At 65.2% G+C, this 17499-nt stretch carries 14 protein-coding genes and 1 tRNA gene; 7 read left to right on the top strand and 8 right to left on the bottom strand.

The features are described from left to right. Window positions 1–42: 42 nt before the first annotated feature. The 3 genes from K940_RS0114790 to K940_RS0114800 all read right to left on the bottom strand — a co-directional run bounded on the left by K940_RS0114790 (window position 43) and on the right by K940_RS0114800 (window position 3835). Window positions 43–1386 carry an AarF/ABC1/UbiB kinase family protein gene (locus K940_RS0114790; RefSeq protein WP_028478186.1) on the bottom strand — a complete coding sequence of 448 codons (1344 nt, stop codon included), beginning with the start codon at window positions 1384–1386 and terminating at the stop codon, window positions 43–45. Between the two features lie 48 nt (window positions 1387–1434). Then, window positions 1435–2310, bottom strand: coding sequence for a hypothetical protein (locus K940_RS0114795; protein ID WP_028478187.1), 876 nt, complete (start codon window positions 2308–2310; stop codon window positions 1435–1437). A 115-nt stretch (window positions 2311–2425) separates the two neighbouring features. Next, window positions 2426–3835, bottom strand: a complete 1410-nt coding sequence (locus K940_RS0114800) for a zinc-dependent metalloprotease (protein WP_028478188.1) — start codon at window positions 3833–3835, stop codon at window positions 2426–2428. Window positions 3836–3958: 123 nt separating this feature from the next. Between K940_RS0114800 and K940_RS0114805 the strand changes: the two genes are divergently transcribed. Then, on the top strand, window positions 3959–4984 hold the full coding sequence (locus K940_RS0114805; protein WP_028478189.1) for a PDZ domain-containing protein: 1026 nt from the start codon (window positions 3959–3961) through the stop codon (window positions 4982–4984). Window positions 4985–4989: 5 nt separating this feature from the next. On the opposite strand, the gene K940_RS0114810 is transcribed toward K940_RS0114805, so the two are convergent. Continuing rightward, complete coding sequence (locus K940_RS0114810; RefSeq protein WP_028478190.1) at window positions 4990–5577, bottom strand: PPA1309 family protein; 588 nt, start codon at window positions 5575–5577, stop codon at window positions 4990–4992. A 214-nt stretch (window positions 5578–5791) separates the two neighbouring features. Between K940_RS0114810 and K940_RS0114815 the strand changes: the two genes are divergently transcribed. Continuing rightward, on the top strand, window positions 5792–8794 hold the full coding sequence (locus K940_RS0114815; RefSeq protein WP_028478191.1) for a UPF0182 family protein: 3003 nt from the start codon (window positions 5792–5794) through the stop codon (window positions 8792–8794). Window positions 8795–8879: 85 nt separating this feature from the next. Here the strand turns inward: K940_RS0114815 and K940_RS34115 are convergent, their stop codons facing one another. Further along, window positions 8880–9620 carry a transglycosylase family protein gene (locus tag K940_RS34115; protein ID WP_051407213.1) on the bottom strand — a complete coding sequence of 247 codons (741 nt, stop codon included), beginning with the start codon at window positions 9618–9620 and terminating at the stop codon, window positions 8880–8882. A 531-nt stretch (window positions 9621–10151) separates the two neighbouring features. Here K940_RS34115 and K940_RS0114825 point away from each other — a divergent pair. The 4 genes from K940_RS0114825 to K940_RS0114840 all read left to right on the top strand — a co-directional run bounded on the left by K940_RS0114825 (window position 10152) and on the right by K940_RS0114840 (window position 12818). Further along, window positions 10152–10225 (top strand) — tRNA-Met (locus K940_RS0114825). A 276-nt stretch (window positions 10226–10501) separates the two neighbouring features. Further along, a complete protein-coding gene (locus K940_RS0114830) occupies window positions 10502–10852 on the top strand; it encodes a hypothetical protein (protein WP_028478192.1) in 351 nt (116 codons plus the stop codon). A gap of 46 nt (window positions 10853–10898) precedes the next feature. Next, window positions 10899–11567: a class I SAM-dependent methyltransferase gene (locus tag K940_RS0114835; RefSeq protein ID WP_028478193.1), complete on the top strand. Its 669-nt coding sequence runs from the start codon at window positions 10899–10901 to the stop codon at window positions 11565–11567. 453 nt (window positions 11568–12020) lie between these two features. Next, window positions 12021–12818 carry a VOC family protein gene (locus K940_RS0114840; protein ID WP_028478194.1) on the top strand — a complete coding sequence of 266 codons (798 nt, stop codon included), beginning with the start codon at window positions 12021–12023 and terminating at the stop codon, window positions 12816–12818. 105 nt (window positions 12819–12923) lie between these two features. Here K940_RS0114840 and K940_RS0114845 read toward each other — a convergent pair whose 3' ends face one another. From K940_RS0114845 to K940_RS0114855, 3 genes are all read right to left on the bottom strand, one after another. Beyond that, entirely contained in the window at window positions 12924–13595 is a 672-nt protein-coding gene (locus tag K940_RS0114845) for a response regulator transcription factor (protein ID WP_028478195.1), read from the bottom strand. Further along, window positions 13592–14761: a sensor histidine kinase gene (locus K940_RS0114850; protein WP_155980876.1), complete on the bottom strand. Its 1170-nt coding sequence runs from the start codon at window positions 14759–14761 to the stop codon at window positions 13592–13594. The genes K940_RS0114845 and K940_RS0114850 overlap by 4 nt, the downstream gene beginning before the upstream one ends. A 316-nt stretch (window positions 14762–15077) precedes the next feature. Further along, a complete protein-coding gene (locus tag K940_RS0114855) occupies window positions 15078–15884 on the bottom strand; it encodes an SgcJ/EcaC family oxidoreductase (RefSeq protein WP_028478197.1) in 807 nt (268 codons plus the stop codon). Window positions 15885–16071: 187 nt separating this feature from the next. On the opposite strand from K940_RS0114855, the gene K940_RS0114860 reads away from it, so the two are divergent. After that, the gene (locus K940_RS0114860; RefSeq protein ID WP_028478198.1) at window positions 16072–17421 is read left to right on the top strand and encodes a TIGR01777 family oxidoreductase; all 1350 of its coding nucleotides are present in this window, start codon (window positions 16072–16074) and stop codon (window positions 17419–17421) included. Window positions 17422–17499 lie beyond the last annotated feature (78 nt).

Here is a 17499-nt window from a genome sequence, read left to right on the forward strand (position 1 = left end):
CCGGCCTGCGTCCGGGCATCTACCAGCCTGACTCGCCGCGGATCAGGAGGCGGTGCGCTCCTCGCGGAACCCCGGCACCCAGGTACGAACGAGTTGCATGAACGGCAACTCGGCGTCCAATTGGGCCAAGATGCCCACGGATCCTCCGAGCACCCGGAAGATCATCACGTAGTCGGCTGGAAGTTGCAGTGCCCGTGCAGTTTTCATCTCCGGACTGGAGAAGTCGGACGCTCGGCCAGCTACCCGCTGCATCCACCGGCGGGTGAAGTGGAACGAGTCGGTCTGGATCGGATCGGTGAATGGCCGCAGGTAGTCGGCGATTTCTTGGTGGGTGACGGTTCGGCCAGGAATCACCCATCCGTGATCGTGCAGCAGCCCGGTGAGCTCCTCGAAGCGCTCTTCCACCGCAAGGGCCAACATTCTGCCCAAGATCGGCGGAAAGCCGTCGGGCATCGGCGCGCAGGCTCCGAAATCGATGACGGCGAGTTTGCCGTCGGGCAGCAGCATGAAGTTGCCCGGGTGTGGGTCCGCGTGCAACAGTCCCACGACTTCCGGTGACGAAAAGTGGAATCGCCCCATCAAGCCCGCGACCCGATCACGCACTGTCCGGGTACCCATCGGATCCTGTGCGCCGTGTTCGATGATGGACGACACGGCAGTGCCATCGAGCCATTCGGTCACGATGGCCTTCGGTGCACTCGCTATCACCCTGGGCACCACGATCTCGCCGTGACCGTCGAAGCCTTTGGCGAAGGCGCGCTGGTTGGCGGCCTCGTTGCGATAGTCCAGCTCTTCTTCGGTGCGTTCGGAGATCTCGGCGAGAATCGGCTTCACGTCCGCTCCGGGGATCACCGACGAGATCAAGCCGGTCATCCGGGACAGCGTTTTCAAGTCCGCACGCAGGGCCTCGTCCGCGCCGGGATACTGTACCTTCACCGCGACCTCACGCCCATCCGACCAGACCGCGCGGTGTACCTGGCCGATGCTGGCCGATGCCGCCGAGGTGTCGTCGAAATCACGAAAGCGCGTACGCCACTGGCGGCCGAGCTGCTGGTCGAGCACATGGTGAACCGTCGCAGCGGGCATCGGTGGCGCCGCGGCCTGCAGTTTGGTCAGGGCCTCGCGATAGTGTTCGCCGAACTCTTCCGGGACTGCGGCTTCCATCACACTGAGCGCTTGTCCGAACTTCATCGCGCCACCTTTGAGTTCGCCCAACACAGTGAACAACTGTTCGGCGGCCTTCTGATTGAGCTGCGCGTTGATCTCGGACCTGTCGCCCCCGGCGAGCTTCTTACCGAACCCCATAGCGGCCCGGCCGGCGATGCCGAGGGGAATCTTGGCCAACTTGGCGTTGCGGGACGAGCGACGGCGCGCGATCTCTGACACGTACCCATCATGGCCGACGAGGCCGTGGATCTGCTATGGCAATATCGATCACGCCGGGTCCTCGGGCGCAGATCGTGCGCGGACCTGCGCACACGCACACTCGGGATGCCGGTGCCACGCCCGTCGGTCGAGAACATGCGAGTCCAGATCCAATTCGAGGGTCGCGTTCAGCGTGGTCGGAGCGCGGCGCGGTGAACAATCCAGGATCGCTTCCATTTCGCCGAGAGCGACCGCGGCGGTCGCGGTGATCCCGGCGACGGAGGCGTGGCCGACCCGACCGAGCAGTTGGGCGGCCAGATGCGGCCATTCGGTGTCGTTCTGGGCTCGGATCAGGTCGGCGCAGCGCAGGCAGCTCGTGGCGCCGGGCAATACCAGCGGCCCGACGACTCCTTTGTTGTCACGGATGCGCAATTGCATGTGAGGGATGCGATACAGCAACAGATCGTTGACCAACCGAGGATCGGGCATCAGTGTGTCGGCGAGGATCACCATATCCGATCTCCACGTGCGCACCGTCTCCACGCCGAAGGGATAGTCGCGTGAGTGGCTGGGGCGAATCCCCAGCGCCTGCAGTCCACCCGTGACCGCATCGGACAGCGGTCCCAGCCCATGTACCCGCACAGTTCGAACGCGCCCCGCCCGGTCTTCCGGATGATCGAGTAGCCCGGCGTCGTCGATCAGGGTGAGTAGCGCCACGGCGTGGTCGGGATCGATACCGCATTCACCGGCTCGCCAGATGATCTGTGGTTTGGTGCGCAGACCGTCCAGCAGCCGTAGGAAGGTGAGCACGGTTTCGGTGTCCATGCCTTCCGGACCGAGCGTCACCGCGGTCTCGGGGTCACACCCGAGTTGTACGACGCCGGTCGGCCGGATCAGAACGATGACCCGCGGACGCAACCGCGGGCCGCGACGTGTGGTTGCCATCTCAGCAGTATGTGAGCCCCCAGGTGGGTTCCTGGCGACGAAATCAGCGGTCGTCCCAGGTCATCCACACTGCGGGCGGGGTATCCACAGCTCAGCTCGGGAGCCATTGTCGGGCTCAGGTGCCGCTGCCTGGGGCCGGGCTGCTGTTGCCGGCATCGCCGTCGTTGCGCTCGCGTTCGGCCTTCTCGCGCGCCTCGGTCTCGGCCAGCTGTGCGATCGGGTCGTCGAACGCGGTGGCCTGGCCACCGATCACCGAGTCGAGGAACCCTGCAGGGGTGTCGAGGTCGGTGGAATCCGGCAGCAAATCGGGGTGCGCCCATACGCGATCGCGTGCGGTCATCCCGGCGTCGGTGGTCAGCCGGCGCCACAACTGCGCTGCCTCACGGAGTTTGCGTGGACGCAACTCCAGGCCGACCAGAGTCGCAAAGGTCTGTTCGGCTGGGCCACCGGTTGCGCGCCGGCGACGCAGCGTCTCGGCCAACGCGACCGCTCCGGGCAACCGATCTGTCACGGCGTCGGCGACCACCACTTGCACCCAGCCTTCGATGAGCGCCAACAATGTCTCCAGCCGCTCCAGCGCCTGCTTCTGTTCTGGCGTGGTCTGCGGCTCGAACGTGCCCTGCGACAGGATCTCTTCGAGCTTCGTCGGGTCGGTCAGCGACATCGGGTCCACCCCTTGCGCCGCTTGCTCCAGAGCGGAGAAGTCCATGCGGATCCCACGCGCATAGTCCTCGACCGCGCCGAGGACCTGCTGGCGCAGCCATGGCACATGTCCGAACAGCCGTTGGTGAGCTGCTTCCCGCGCAGCGAGGAACACCAGGATCTCACTCTCCGGTTGCTCCAGGCCCGCACTGAACTCCGAGATCGCCGCAGGCAACAAGGCGCCCGTGCCTACGGGTCCGAGCGGTAGTCCGATGTCGGTCGAGGTCAGCACTTCTTTGGCGAGTTGGCCGAGCGCTTGGCCGAGCTGCGAGCCGAAGGCCAGTCCGCCCATCTGGCCGAGCATTCCGACCATCGGTGCGGCGAATTGTCTTGCTTCCTCGGGCAATGCTGCAGTCCACATTCCGGAAATCTGCTCCGCCACGGGGTCGCACAACCGCTGCCAGGTGGGCAGAGTTTGCTCGATCCAGTCGTTGGCGGTCCACCCCACGGTCTTGGTAGCGCCAGCGGGCAGCGTCGTGGCGCTGTCGAGCCACAGTTCGGCCAGATGCGCGGCATCGCCGATCGCGCTCATGGTGCCCGCACTCACCGGGGTGACGGTCGAGCCGAGCTGCTGGCGGGCCAGTCGCTTGGCGACGTCGTAGTTCACCGGTCCAGCCTTCGCCGCCCCGGGTTGTCCCAGGCCGCTGAGCATTTGGCCGAGCGAGGTCAGCATCTGCCCGAGCTGCGTCGGGTCGAATCCACCCGCGCCGGACCCACCGATCCCGAAACCGAGCGGATCGTTCGGTCCGGAACCGCTCGGCTCGTCGCCGCGTTCACGTCCGTCGTCGTCGCGGTTCGAGAATCCGAAGGGGAGCTCACTCATACTGTTCAATCTACGCGTATGCTGCAGCGCTTCGACGTTCGCGCGGCGCGAAATCGACGACTTCCGAGGTGCAGATGGTGACTGCCCCGCTGTGCGACCTGGGCGATCACTACTGTGGTCCAGGTGAATCGTCGGATCCTCACTGTGGTGGCCGCCTTGCTCCCGGTCGTTGTGCTCGCAGCTGTGGGCACCGCGGTCACCGTCCCGTTCGTCGCGCTCGGTCCGGGTCCGACCTTCAACACACTGGGCGAATTGGACGACAGGCAGGTGGTGGACGTGCAGGGTGCGCAGCTGGATCCGACCACCGGCAACCTCAATATGACCACCGTGTCGGTACTGGACGGGATCACTATCTTCGAGGCCTTCGCATTCTGGGCCAGCGGATCGTACGGTCTGGTGCCACGTTCGCAGATCTACCCGCCAGGGTTGTCCCGCGAGGAGATCGAGCAGTCCCACCAACGTGAATTCGAGAATTCCGAGGGCAACGCCGAGATCGCTGCATTGCGCCATCTCGATCTGCCCGTCGTCACATTGGTGAATCGGGTCAGCGAGACCGGCCCGGCCGACGGCGTACTGCGTGTGGGCGACGAACTGGTCGGTATCGACGGCACGCCGATCACCACGCCCGAGGACGTCGTCGCCACGATCTCCTCCCGAACCCCAGGGAGCCCGGCGACCGTGGTGTATCGCCGCGACACCGTCGAGCGGACGACTCGGATCGTCCTCGGCGCCCACCCCGACGACGCCACCAAGGGGTTTCTCGGTATAGGGCTGCGCGCCGGCGCACGCCCGCCGCTGCGGGTGACCTTCAATCTCGCCGAGGTCGGCGGCCCGTCGGCGGGATTGATGTTCAGTCTGGCTGTGATCGACAAGCTGAGTCCCGGCGAGTTGACCGGCGGCCGGTTCGTTGCCGGTAGTGGAACCATCGATCCGGATGGCACGGTAGGCCCGATCGGCGGTATCCAATACAAGATGATCACAGCAAGAGAGGACGGCGCACAGACCTTCCTCGTCCCTGCGGCCAACTGCGCCGAAGCCAGGCAACGGACGCCGGAAGGTCTGCGCCTGGTGAAGGTCGACGACTTGGCCGGCGCAGTGCAGTCGCTCGAGGATCTGGCCGCCGGTAAGGAGCCCGCCAGTTGCGGGTGAACAGCTCAGGCCAGTGTGTGGTGGAGTGCCTCGACGAGGTTGGGCGCCAGATTCGGGTAGGTACGCAGATCGAGGTCGCCGGACGAGTCGGCGCTCTCGGCGTTGTCGGGCCGCAGGTGGAGCAGGCTCAGTGAGGCGCCCGACCGCAGGACGGCGGTGAACAGTCGTGCCTCTCGACGCCGAGGGTGTGCCTCGGCGGCGGCGCGCGCGGCGGCATCGGCGGCGTCCGCGTCGGCCAGAACCGGGACGAGTGCGTCGTCCAGCGCCGATTCGGCATCCGGTGGGAGCACTACGATCTCCTGTACCAGCAGGCACCCCTGCACGGCCGCCGGCCAACTGATGGTGGCCAGCATCTCGTCCAGCGGCTTCGATTCGCCGGGGGTGTCCCCGAGAAACGAATCCTGCGCAACCGGTGTCAGCTCGGCGCCCGGGTCGAGTTGATCGGCGAGGTCCGGTTGGGCGGCCATCAGATCCGCTGTCGGTACCAGCGCGAACATGTGCGGCGGGCGCCCCCACCCCTCGGCATCGACGAATTCCGCCACCTCCCGAACGGAACGGGCGAGCACGAGTTCGGCATGCAGATCTGAGGTCACAGCCCCATCCAATCAAACCAGCCGACATCCGTGCTGCGAACTCGGACGTATGATCGTTGCGCGTGCCATTCGCGGCCCTGTCGGTTGTACCGTGTCCGATTTCCGTAGAGTAGGGCCGACGACGGTCCGGAAGGGACCGACCTGGAACATCGGACTGCGGCGCATCGACCGGGCCTATGGGTGCGAGCGTCGCCGGACTTTGGAGAGTGGCATCGTGGGCATGAAGCCCCCCACCGGCTTACCCTCGCTGTCCCGACGCAGCCGTGCGCTGCTGGTGGCGGCTTTCATCCTGGCAGCACTGCTGCTACTCGGCCCACGGTTGACCGATACCTACACGAACTGGCTATGGTTCGGTGAGGTCGGCTTCCGTGATGTGTATCTGACCGTCCTTGTTACGCGCGTGCTGCTATTTCTCGTCGTGGCGGCCTTCGTCGGCGTGGTGATCTGGCTGGCGTTGCTGCTGGCCTATCGAACCCGGCCGGTGTTCGTGCCGGTGACCGGGCCGAACGATCCGATCGCCCGGTACAGGACCACCGTGATGAGCAGGCTGCGGCTGTTCGGCGTTGGCATTCCGGTGCTGCTGGGCTTGCTGTCCGGCTTGGTGGCGCAGTCGAATTGGGTGACGGCGCAGCTGTTCCTGAATGGCGGCTCGTTCGGCCAGACCGACCCCGAATTCGGACTCGACGTCGGTTTCTACGCCTTCGACCTGCCCTTCTACCGCATGGTGCTGAACTGGTTGTTCGTCGCGGTGGTCATCGCGTTCTTCGCCAGCCTGGTCACGCACTACATCTTCGGCGGCCTGAGGCTGAGTGGACGCGACGGTGCGCTGACGCGGCCCGCGCGCATCCAGCTGGCCGTGCTCGCGGGGCTGTTCGTCCTACTCAAGGCCATTGCATACTGGTTCGATCGATACGAGCTGTTGTCCAGTAGCCGTAAGGAACCCACCTTTACCGGCGGCTCGTTCACCGACATCAACGCGGTGTTGCCGGCCAAACTCATCCTGCTGTCCATCGCGGTGATCTGCGCGCTGGCGTTCTTCGCCGGCGTCGTGCTCCGTGATCTGCGCGTGCCCGCGATGGCCGCGGCATTGCTGCTCTTGTCCTCGATCCTGGTCGGCGCCGTGTGGCCGTTGGTGGTCGAGCAGTTCTCCGTGCGTCCCAACGCGGCGGACAAGGAGAGCGTGTACATCGAACGCAATATCGCCGCGACCAGGCAGGCGTTCGGGATCACCGACGACAAGATCGACTATCGCGACTATCAGGGACAGAGCAACAAGAGCCCGCTCGACCTACCCGCCGACGCGGTGACCATCGGCAATGCCAGGCTGCTCGACCCGAATATTCTGTCGCCGACCTTCACCCAGCTGCGTCAGCTCAAGAACTTCTACGGCTTCCCGGAGTCGTTGGACATCGACCGGTACAGCATCGACGGCGATGTGCAGGACTACATCGTCGCGGCGCGCGAGCTCTCGCCGACCTCGCTGAGCGGTAATCAGACCGACTGGATCAACCGGCACACGGTCTACACTCACGGCAACGGCTTCGTCGCCGCTCCAGCGAACCGGGTGAACAAGCCACAGTCCGACGACCCCAACGCGGCCGGAGGCAGCACCGACAGCGGCTATCCGATATTCATGGTCAGCGACTTGTTCACCTCGGTGGACGATCAGCAGATCAAGGTGGACCAGCCACGGGTGTATTTTGGTGAGCTGATCTCCCAGTCCGATCCGGACTATGCGATCGTAGGCGCCGAGGAAGGTCAGCGTCCGCGCGAATACGATTCCGACACCGCGCAGTACACCTACACCGGTGACGGTGGTGTACCGATCGGCAACTGGTTCAACCGTCTCGCGTTCGCGGCGAAGTACGCCGAGCGCAACATCCTGTTCTCTTCGGCCATCGGCGACAACTCCAAGATCATCTACAACCGGAATCCCCGCGAGCGGGTGCAGAAGGTCGCGCCGTGGTTGACCGCAGACGGGGATGCCTATCCGGCGGTCGTGGACGGGCGGATCGTCTGGATCGTGGATGCCTACACCACCTTGGACAACTACCCCTACGCGCAGAGCACCGCGTTGGAAGGAGCGGTCGAGGACAGTATCGACCAGAAGACCGGACGGCTGTTGCCGCGTAAATCGGTCAGCTACATCCGCAATTCGGTCAAGGCGACCGTCGACGCCTACGACGGCACCGTCACGCTGTACGAGGTGGACTCGTCGGATCCCGTGCTGCAGGCGTGGCGCGGGGTGTTTCCCGATGCGGTGCGGCCGGAGGGTGAGATCTCACCGGAATTGCGAGCGCACTTCCGGTATCCGGAGGATCTGTTCAAGGTCCAACGCGAGATGCTGACCAAATATCACGTCAACGATCCGCGCGAGTTCTTCACCAACAATGCGTTCTGGTCGGTGCCCGCAGATCCGACGGCCGAGGGCGGTAACACTGCCAACCAGCCGCCTTACTACGTGTTGCTGGGCGACCCGGATACGAAGAAGCCGACGTTCAATTTGACCAGCGCGATGGTGGGATACAACCGGGAGTTCCTGTCGGCATACATCTCGGTGCGCTCGGATCCCGAAGGATACGGCAAGTTCACTATTCTGCGGTTGCCCACCGATACCCAGACGCTGGGTCCGCAGCAGACCCAGAACCGCATGACGGTGGCGCCGGAAGTTTCGCGCGAGAAGACGTTGCTGTCCAATTCGAACAAGATCAGGTACGGCAACCTGCTGACTCTGCCGATCGCCGACGGCGGCATCCTGTATGTGGAGCCGTTCTACAACGAGCGCAACACCGGACCGAACACCGCGACCTTCCCACAGTTGCTGCGGGTGCTGGTGAGCTATCGGGACGCGGCCGGCAGTGTCAAGGTGGGCTATGCCTCCACTTTGGCCGATGCCTTGGATCAGGTGATACCGGGCGCCGGCGCGTTGGCGACACCGTTCGGTGGTGACTCGGCCACCAGACCGCAACCCGGCGCCGTGCAGTCGTCGCAAGAGGCCAGCGGCGATGCCGACGCCACCGCCGACGGTCCGCCACCCGCGACTGTCGTAACGCCCGAGACCGGCTCGTCTGCGGCCAAGGATGCCGCCGCGGCCGAGTTGAATCGAAAGATCGAAGACGTGCGAGCTGCCATGCGTACCGGGAACTTCCAGGACTTCGGGCGAGCACTCGATGAATTGGACGCCGCAGTCAAGGCATACCAGGACGCCGGCCGCTGAATGCGGCTACCATCCAGACCGTAGGTGTCACATCCAGAGGGCCGCCGCGACAGTTCCGCCGGCCCTCTGGATGCTCGGGCGCGGGTCAGCGTTCGATCGAGTCGATCTGCCCGACATCTGCTGGCATCGTGTTTTCGAGGCCGTACCGCACGACCAGGTCTCCCAGGGCGCTGTTCCAGTCCAGGTCCAGAATTTGTTGGTACTGGGTGTCGAGGCCGAAGCGTTCGGCCAGTAGCGCCAAGGTGGCCTTCGCTTGCTCCAGAACCTCTCGAACGCCGTCGGGAACCTCGACGGTGGACGGATCGGGGTCCGGCGTGAACGCCTCTGGTCGGGTCGCGAGCTCCGACTCGGGGTCGAATTCCGGTTGGATGCCCTGTTGCGGTTCGGTGGCGGTGTCCGGTTCGGTGGCGGTGTCCGGTTCGGTAGCGGTGTCCGGTTGGACAACCGATTCCGGTTGCACAACGGATTCCGGCTCCGAGGTCCCGGGACGCAGATACCGACTGCAGGACGGCCATGCGCCTGGGCCTTGTGCGGCGAGCACGTTCTCCGCGACCCGGATCTGTTCTTCCTTGCTCGCGGTGTGCGCGTAGCCCTGCCCACCGTTCGCGGTCCATGTGTTGTGTGAGAACTGCAGGCCGCCGTAGTAGCCGTTTCCGGTGTTGATCCCCCAGTTGCCGCCGCTTTCGCACTGCGCCACGCCATCCCAGTCGTGGGTGGGGGTCGCGGCAACGGAGACTGTGGCGCAGGTGAACGGAATCGCCACAAGGGCACCGGTGAGGGCGGCGAAGCAGAGGGCGTGGGTGCTGAACTTCCGGTTCTCGGTCATGGTCGCTTCCTTCCCTGCGCCCGCCGGCACGGCGTTCGGGCGCCGTGTCCCTGTCCCCAGGTCGTCGAGGTTCCTCGAACCGCGGGACAGGGTTGCCGGTGTTCAGCGGGTCGAGTTCGAGCTCGTCACGGTTGCTCCGAGCTCTGGAGTGACGTAACGAAGAGATCTCGGCAGATCACGTGTCTATAACACCCGAAATTGCGTGAAACGTCTGACGCGAATATCGGCATCCTCGCAGTCGGGAAAGACCGGCTATCTGTTGTTTGCGGGATGAGTTGTCCTATCGTTATGTGGCCGACATCACTGTGAAAGCGGGACTGCAACACTGCCGCGCCGCTGCAGGGTGTGGGCGGTGGGCGTGGGCGGGTCCCGCCGCCTCACACCTGCCCCGACCAGGGGACATTCCTGGCCGTCTCGATATCTCCGGTGGCGCCGCATGCTGGCGTAGTCGAGGTCGGGCAGTGTGGACTACTGGGCTGACCAGCTGATTTGCTGACTCCGTGTACCCGTGTGTAATGTTGTGTTCACCGACGCGGGGTGGAGCAGCTCGGTAGCTCGCTGGGCTCATAACCCAGAGGTCGCAGGTTCAAATCCTGTCCCCGCTACTGAGGGCCCGAGTCAGATCTTCGGTTCTAGATCTGACTCGGGTCCATTTTCTTCCGCCGAATCCGTGTTCGCGCTGTTACCTCGGAGACCACATCGGGCATCGGTGGTGAGCCGTTTACCGATCGGGCGGGGAGTGTCGGGCCATAGAATCGAGTTCGACGGTTTTCAGGTATTTTCCGAGGACAAGAAATTCGAATGTTTTTCCGCCGACATATATCTCGGCAGGTATTGGTCGAGGGGAGTGTGGCTTCCGACATGAAAATCGAAGTCCGACAATGCTGATCGAGATCCTTGTCGTGCCGGACTGCCCGCACCAGCGCCTCGCCGAGCAGCAGCTGAGTCGGGCGCTCACCGACCTCGGGCTGGCCGCCACCGACTTCACCACCCGGGTCGTCGCAGACCTGGCCGAGGCCGCGCGGTTGGGCTTCACAGGATCCCCCACGATTCTCATCGACGGTTGCGATCCGTTCGCCGAGCCCGGGGACATGGTGTCGTTCACGTGTCGGCTCTACCGAACACCCTCGGGTCTCGAGGGGGCGCCCGGACGCGACCAGTTGCGTCGCATCCTCCGGGAAGCCGGTGCCACGAACCGATCGGTCTGTGAGGGCGATACCACGACGAGCTGAAGACGAGTCGACGCTTTCGGTTGACGGTGAAGGGAAATGGCGAGACATGGTCGACGACGATCGTGACCTGGGCGACGCCCAGCACGTGCACTGGCAATCCACCTACACCGCCCACCCTGGGATGTACGGAGCGGAGCCCTCGGCCGCCGCGCGGCGCGCGGCCGAAGTCTTTCGCATGGCGGGCAGCGCGAACGTACTGGAACTCGGCGCCGGGCACGGCCGTGACGCGTTGTTCTTCGCACGCGAGGGATTCACCGTCCACGCCATCGATTTCAGTTCGGCCGGATTGGACCAGTTGCGCGCTGCCGCCCGAGCGCAGAGCCTCGACGCACGCGTCACTGCCCTGGTGCACGACGTCCGTGACCCACTGCCGTGGCCGGACGCCTCCCAGGACGCGGTGTTCGCGCACATGGTGTTGTGCATGGCATTGTCCACCCCGCAGATCCGCGCCATCGTGGGCGAGGTGCGCCGTGTCCTGCGGCCTGGCGGCGTCCTCGTCTACACCGTTCGGCACACTGATGATGCCCACTACGGCGCCGGGGTGGCTCACGGCGACGACATCTACGAACACAGCGGCTTCGCGGTGCATTTCTTTACCCGGTATCTGGTCGATTCCCTTGCCGAAGGGTGGATTCTGACGGAGGTGTACGCCTTCGAGGAGGGCGATCTGCCACGACGCCTGTGGTGTATCACCCAAGCCCTGCCACATGGGTAGCTGGTGAAATCGGTCGCATTCAGCGCCACTGACCTCTTGACTAGCGGTGAAATCGGAGGAAACTGGTGGTTACACCGGAACACCGAAACGGCGTTGCGACAGTCGGAAGAGACGTCTGAAGAGTGTTGTGGCGGCAATTCAAGATCCGGCCTAGGCCCCCGGCAAGCCAATCGAATACCGGAGTTGTCAGCGACGACTGAAACTTACGGGTTCGAAAGAGGCTACCGGGGACTGTTCTGTTCGGGGATCGATCGGGGGATTCTGTTTCGGTCTGTCAGGGGATTCCCTTTTGAACGGCTCGGGTATCGAACCGCTCGGGTGTTCGGCTGCTCATGTTCGGATCACTCGGGGTCGTTGGCCTCAGCGGTTCAACTCGGCTGCGTCGAGTGGTTGACTGGTTGTGTGCTGGCTGGATCGGCCGCACGCGCGCATCTCATGTCAGGAGGCAATGCGATGCCCACTCATGATGGAAATTGGTCGCAAGGAACGCCATGCTGGGTCGGCGGCGACGTCGACGATCCGGCGCGAGCACAGACGTTCTATGGGGAATTGTTCGGCTGGAAGTTCACCGAAAGTCCGCCCGAGTCGGGTGGATATCTGATGGCAATGCGTGCGGGTCGTGCTGTGGCAGGCATCGGCCCCAAGCCCAAGGACACGCCGTCGGCGTGGACGACGTATCTCGCTGTCGAGAGCGCCGATGCCATAGCCGGCAAGCTCACCGCCGCCGGCGGTTCGCTGATGCTGGAACCGCGTGACGCACTCGACGCCGGCCGCATGGCCGTCGCAGCCGACCCGACCGGCGCGGTGTTCGGAGTGTGGGAAGCCCGAGCCCATCCCGGCGCGGGTATCTACAACGAACACGGCACCTACTGCTGGGCCGAGCTGCACACCCGTGACTACAAGCGGACACAGGAGTTCTACGCCGACGTCTTCGGTTGGCATTACACCGAAATCGGGGATGGGCACAACTTCATCTACTCCACCTTCAGCCCGACCCACGATGGTGACGGCGTCGGTGGCATCTTCGATTCGACGGCCGTTCCGGGTGACAATCGGTCCCACTGGTTGGCGTGGTTCCAGGTCGACGACACCGACGCCGTGCTCGCCACGGCACGTGATCTCGGTGCCACCCTCAGATCCGGACCGGACGACAGTCCGTTCGGCCGGATGGGCGTCGTTCAGGGGCCACAGGGTGAGGTATTCGGCGTGATAGATACCGCAACCAAGGTCAGCTCGCCCGCCGGCGCCTGAACCATATCGGTGGGGTGGTGACGTGCACCGCCCCGCCGGCACAGATCGAAAGTCCAGGGGACACAGGATCGAGCACCGATCGGATGGTCGGATCGCGCCGTGTCGTCAGTCCGATGGGCGGCGTCCGGAAGAGACCAGACCATGCTGGTGGGCATAGACCACCGCATGAATCCGGTCCCGGACCCCGAGCTTTGCCAAGACCCGGGAGACATGGGTCTTCACCGTTTCTTCGCCGACTCCGAGTTCGGCAGCGATTTCGGCGTTGCTCCGCGCGTCGGCGAGCAGCAGCAATACCTCTTGCTCCCGAGCTGTGAGCTGGTGTACCTCGCTGGGGGTGCGTGCTGGCGCGAGAATGCTCGCGAACCGGGATACCAGTCGCCGAGTCATCGACGGGTCGATCAGCGCATCGCCGCGCGCCGCGATGCGGACGGCGGCGACCAATTCTTCCGGCGGCAGACTCTTCAGCAGGAAGCCGCTCGCACCGGCCTGTAACGCGCGATACAGATTTGCTTCGCTGTCGTAGGTGGTGAGTACCAGGACATGTGTTCCCCCTGCGGCAACGATCGCCGTGGTCGCGGCCAGACCGTCGAGCTTCGGCATCCGGACGTCCAGGATGGCTACGTCCGGCCGCAGCCGAGCAGTCTCGGCGACCGCGTCACGGCCATTTCCGACCTCCGCCACGCAGTCCAAGTCGGCCTGACTGTCGATGACCGCCCGCAGGCCCGACCGGAACATACGGTGGTCGTCGGCGATCAGTACACGCGTGGGGGAGTTCATGTTCCTCCGATCGGCATCGATACGGTGATCTGCCAGTGATTGGAACTCCGACCGAAGGTGAGTTCGCCGTCGAAGAGTTCGACACGGCGGCGAATCCCGCCGAGCCCGCGCGAGACCGGGGTATCGGCGCCGGAGTGGTCGACAGCGGATTCCGGCGGCAGGGGATTGGTTGCGCTCAGCGCCACCCGGTTCGACAGGTGCTCCACTTCCACGGATGCGTGTGTGCCGTCGCCATGGCGCAGCGCGTTGGTGAGCATTTCCTGCACGATGCGATACAGCGTGATGCTGAGCGAATCCGGCAGTTCCCGTGGGGTTCCTCGGATGGTCAGCGTGACATCCAGACCGGCGTCGCGGACGTGGTCGATCAGCCCATCGATATCCGCGAGCCCGGGCTGGCGTTGCCCGTCGTCGTCGCGCCCGTGCAGCAGGTCGAGCTGCCGACGCAGATCGACCATCGCCGCTCTGCTGTTGGATTCCACGGCGGACAACGACCGAGCCACGGTCGCGTCGGCGCCGCCACCGAGAGCCAGCCTGGCCGCGCCCGCGTGGATGCCGATCGCGCTGACATGATGCGAGATCACATCGTGCAGGTCACGCGCAATGGCAGCTCGTTCGTCGGCCACCGCACGGTCGAGTGCGGCCCGGTGTTCTTGTTGGCGCAATTGAGCGTGCTGCTCGAGTTCGGCGATGTAGGCGCCCCGCGCGGCGGTGTAGCGGCCGACGAGCCACGGTACGCACCCCCCGGATGCGGTGATCGCGATCAGCAGCAGCCAGTCCTGCGCAGTGGGACTGTTGGTGAGTAGATGCGCCGAGGCCAATCCGCCGCACATCAGCACCATGGTCGACACCGATTTCGGTCCGGAAAGCCAGGCGCCGGCTCGATATCCGGCCACCACGAACCCGATATCGGCGAACCTGATCAGAAAGCCGAGCCGGTACAGCAACAGTCCGGCCGACAAGCGCGCCAGCACGTGCACGATCGCGACCACACCCGCTGTCCGTGGTGGCGCGGCCAACGCGAGGTCGGCCGCGACGATCGTGGCGACAGCGAGGCCCGTCTGCCATGGGGCCACGGCGAACGCGCCGTAGAACGACAACACCACCACATCGATCAGCGCGGCCACCACCGCCACCAACAGCGATTGTCGGGCCAGCGACCTGCTCACGTCCAAGGATCCGCCACCGCCTTAACTCACGTCTCGAGGTCGAGTGTCGTGGGCGATCCTCGCGAGCTCAACCCGCCCGGCCCCGTATGCCGACCGATAACTGTGCTCGAGAGCCAGCATGTGCGCATCCCCCGAGCGAGGGATGATGCCTCCATCCTCGGCGGGATCTTCGGGCAGTCCCGCGCGGGGGCCCGCGGTCGGTGTCAGCGCACGGTGATCGAACGACCCCGGCCGGCCCCCCGCGGCGGTGCCGCTGACATGTCGAGCACATGGCGCTGCCGGTGAGCAGCCGACTGTACGGTCTCCCCGGCTCGGATCATGCTGCATCGAGATAGAACCGGAGCGTCGCAACGCGGTCGTTGTCGGCGTCGAACTCCGCCACAGCAACCCCACGGGCGTCGCTGACCCGGACGCTTGCCGTCACCGTCCGACCGGAGGCGATCATTTTGTTCCATTGCATGTTTCGCGCCACATTGGTGAATTCCTCCACCGAGATCGACGTTCCGACCGGCAGTTCGATGTCGGCCTTGTGGCCGAGCACGCTACGGACACTGGTCAAGTCGGTGTTCGCAGCGGCGGTGAAGACCCTTGTCATAGTGATCTTTCCGCGACGCCCCACGCTGAGCAGCGCTCGCGTCATGCCGAGCACTCCGCCGAGGCCGTGCTGGACGATCAGGCGCCAACCGAGTTCCAGCCCGGCAGCCAGACCGGGTAGTCCGGTACGGATCAGCTGCCAGACCATGCTGCCCAGTTCCCAGTGCGCGGCCAGATGGGCGATCTTCCAGTTGCCGCCTCGCTCGACCAGTCGATAGCGCAGGTGCATGGGGACCATGATGGTGGCGCCGGTCGACATCGTGGTCACCACGGTCAGATCACGCAGCACCGTCCGTGCGTGCACCACGTCCTGGTCGACCTGGAAAGTGATCACGTTGGGCGCGATGAAGGTGTCGTAGAAGCGCTCGATGGCGGCGCGGCCGACGTGCGGTCGTGAGCCGACCGGGTCGTCGACCCGGGCGTCATCGGTGAACAGGTCGACCCATGCGGATCTGTCGTGCGCCGCGACGGCTCGGGGCGACGCTTGAACTGCGGTGAGCAGCGCGGTGGCCGATGGGTCCAACGGCATGGCGGTACCTCCATTGGCGCGAGCACGACTCAGCACATGATAGAACGAGTTCTCGTGCCGCCGTCCATTCGATAGGCGACCAGGCGGACCGGTACTCGCTCGAGCGGCTGTTTCGCATCTGCCGGATACACGCCCGCGAACGGTGCACAACCGCTGGCTAGGGTGGTCTTCGGGATACAGTCGAGCCATGGGCATCGAGTATTCGAGCGTCATCGATTGTCCTCGGTCCGAGGTGTTCGCATGGCACGCCCGCCCGGGGGCACTCACCCGCCTGGCCCCGCCGTGGCAGCCGGTGTCGCCGCGCCTCGAAGCGGGTTCGCTGTCGGACGGACACGCGATACTCGGCCTCCCGGGCGGGCTGCGTTGGGTGGCCCGGCACGACCCGCGAGCCTATGACCCTCCACACCGATTCGTCGACACGGTCGGCGTGAATGGCATCGGCTCGCTGCCGGCTGGGCTGCTGCCGTGGCGGCACACGCATGAATTCGAGGTCGTGGATCGAACGCACACCCGCGTCGTGGACCGCATCGATGCACCGGTTCCGGCGACGTTGCTGCGACCGATGTTCATCTACCGTCACCGGCAGCTCGCCGACGACCTGGCGGCCCACTCGCGGGCGCTGCGCGAGGGGTTCGTGTCCAAGACCATCGCTGTCACCGGGGCATCCGGCTCGGTCGGTTCGGCGCTGACCGCTTTCCTCACCACCGGAGGACATCGCGTGTTGCGACTGGTGCGGCGTGTGCCGCGCGCGTCGGACGAAAGACGCTGGGAACCCGGCGCTCCTGCACCGGATCTGCTGGACGGCGTAGATGCGGTGGTGCACTTGGCCGGCGCGTCGATCGCGGGTCGATTCACCGCGGCGCACAAGCGCGCCATCGCCGACACTCGGATCGGGCCGACGCATGCGCTCGCCGAGCTCGCCGCGCGGTCGGCGGTGCCGGTATTCGTCAGCGCTTCCGCGATCGGCTACTACGGCTCCGACCGTGGCGAGCAGATGCTGTCCGAGGACGCGTCGCGGGGCGACGGCTTTCTCGCCGACGTGGTGGACGCCTGGGAGGCTGCCACGACGCCGGCCGCCGAATCGGGGGTTCGCGTGGTCCGCGTACGCACCGGAATCGCGCAGTCCCCCCGCGGCGGCACGTTGCGTTTGCTGCGTCCCCTGTTCACTGTGGGCTTGGGCGGACGTATCGGCGATGGCCGTCAGTGGGTGTCGTGGATCGGCATCGACGACTTGGTCGATGTCTACCACCGGGCGCTCTGGGATGTCGAACTGTCCGGTCCGATCAATGCTGTTGCCCCGCAGCCGGTTCGGAACACTGTATACACCACGATCCTCGCCGAGGTGCTGCGCCGCCCGGCGCTGGTCCCAGTGCCCGACTTCGGTCTCGCCCTGGTTTTGGGGCGTGAAGGCGCCCGGGAGATGGCATCGGCGAACCAGCGTGTCGTACCCGCTCGGCTGACACAGGTCGATCACCGTTTCCGGACAGGTGCGCTGGAGCCCACGTTGCGGCACCTGCTGGGCAGATACAGTGGCTGAATTCGATAGGACACACCGAGACTGCAGATGTGTGACAGCACCGCGATATCCAGCGTGAACGCCGCTGTCGGCTCGGTA

Source organism: Nocardia sp. CNY236, assembly GCF_000482385.1.
GTDB lineage: Bacteria > Actinomycetota > Actinomycetes > Mycobacteriales > Mycobacteriaceae > Nocardia.

What these genes read in the sequence shown, in the direction of transcription:
- K940_RS0114860 (WP_028478198.1), top strand. Translation starts at nt 16,072, where the DNA reads ATGGGCATCGAGTATTCGAGCGTCATCGATTGTCCTCGGTCCGAGGTG.
- K940_RS34115 (WP_051407213.1), bottom strand. Translation starts at nt 9,620, where the DNA reads ATGACCGAGAACCGGAAGTTCAGCACCCACGCCCTCTGCTTCGCCGCC.
- K940_RS0114835 (WP_028478193.1), top strand. Translation starts at nt 10,899, where the DNA reads ATGGTCGACGACGATCGTGACCTGGGCGACGCCCAGCACGTGCACTGG.
- K940_RS0114845 (WP_028478195.1), bottom strand. Translation starts at nt 13,595, where the DNA reads ATGAACTCCCCCACGCGTGTACTGATCGCCGACGACCACCGTATGTTC.
- K940_RS0114855 (WP_028478197.1), bottom strand. Translation starts at nt 15,884, where the DNA reads ATGCCGTTGGACCCATCGGCCACCGCGCTGCTCACCGCAGTTCAAGCG.
- K940_RS0114795 (WP_028478187.1), bottom strand. Translation starts at nt 2,310, where the DNA reads ATGGCAACCACACGTCGCGGCCCGCGGTTGCGTCCGCGGGTCATCGTT.
- K940_RS0114830 (WP_028478192.1), top strand. Translation starts at nt 10,502, where the DNA reads ATGCTGATCGAGATCCTTGTCGTGCCGGACTGCCCGCACCAGCGCCTC.
- K940_RS0114840 (WP_028478194.1), top strand. Translation starts at nt 12,021, where the DNA reads ATGCCCACTCATGATGGAAATTGGTCGCAAGGAACGCCATGCTGGGTC.
- K940_RS0114800 (WP_028478188.1), bottom strand. Translation starts at nt 3,835, where the DNA reads ATGAGTGAGCTCCCCTTCGGATTCTCGAACCGCGACGACGACGGACGT.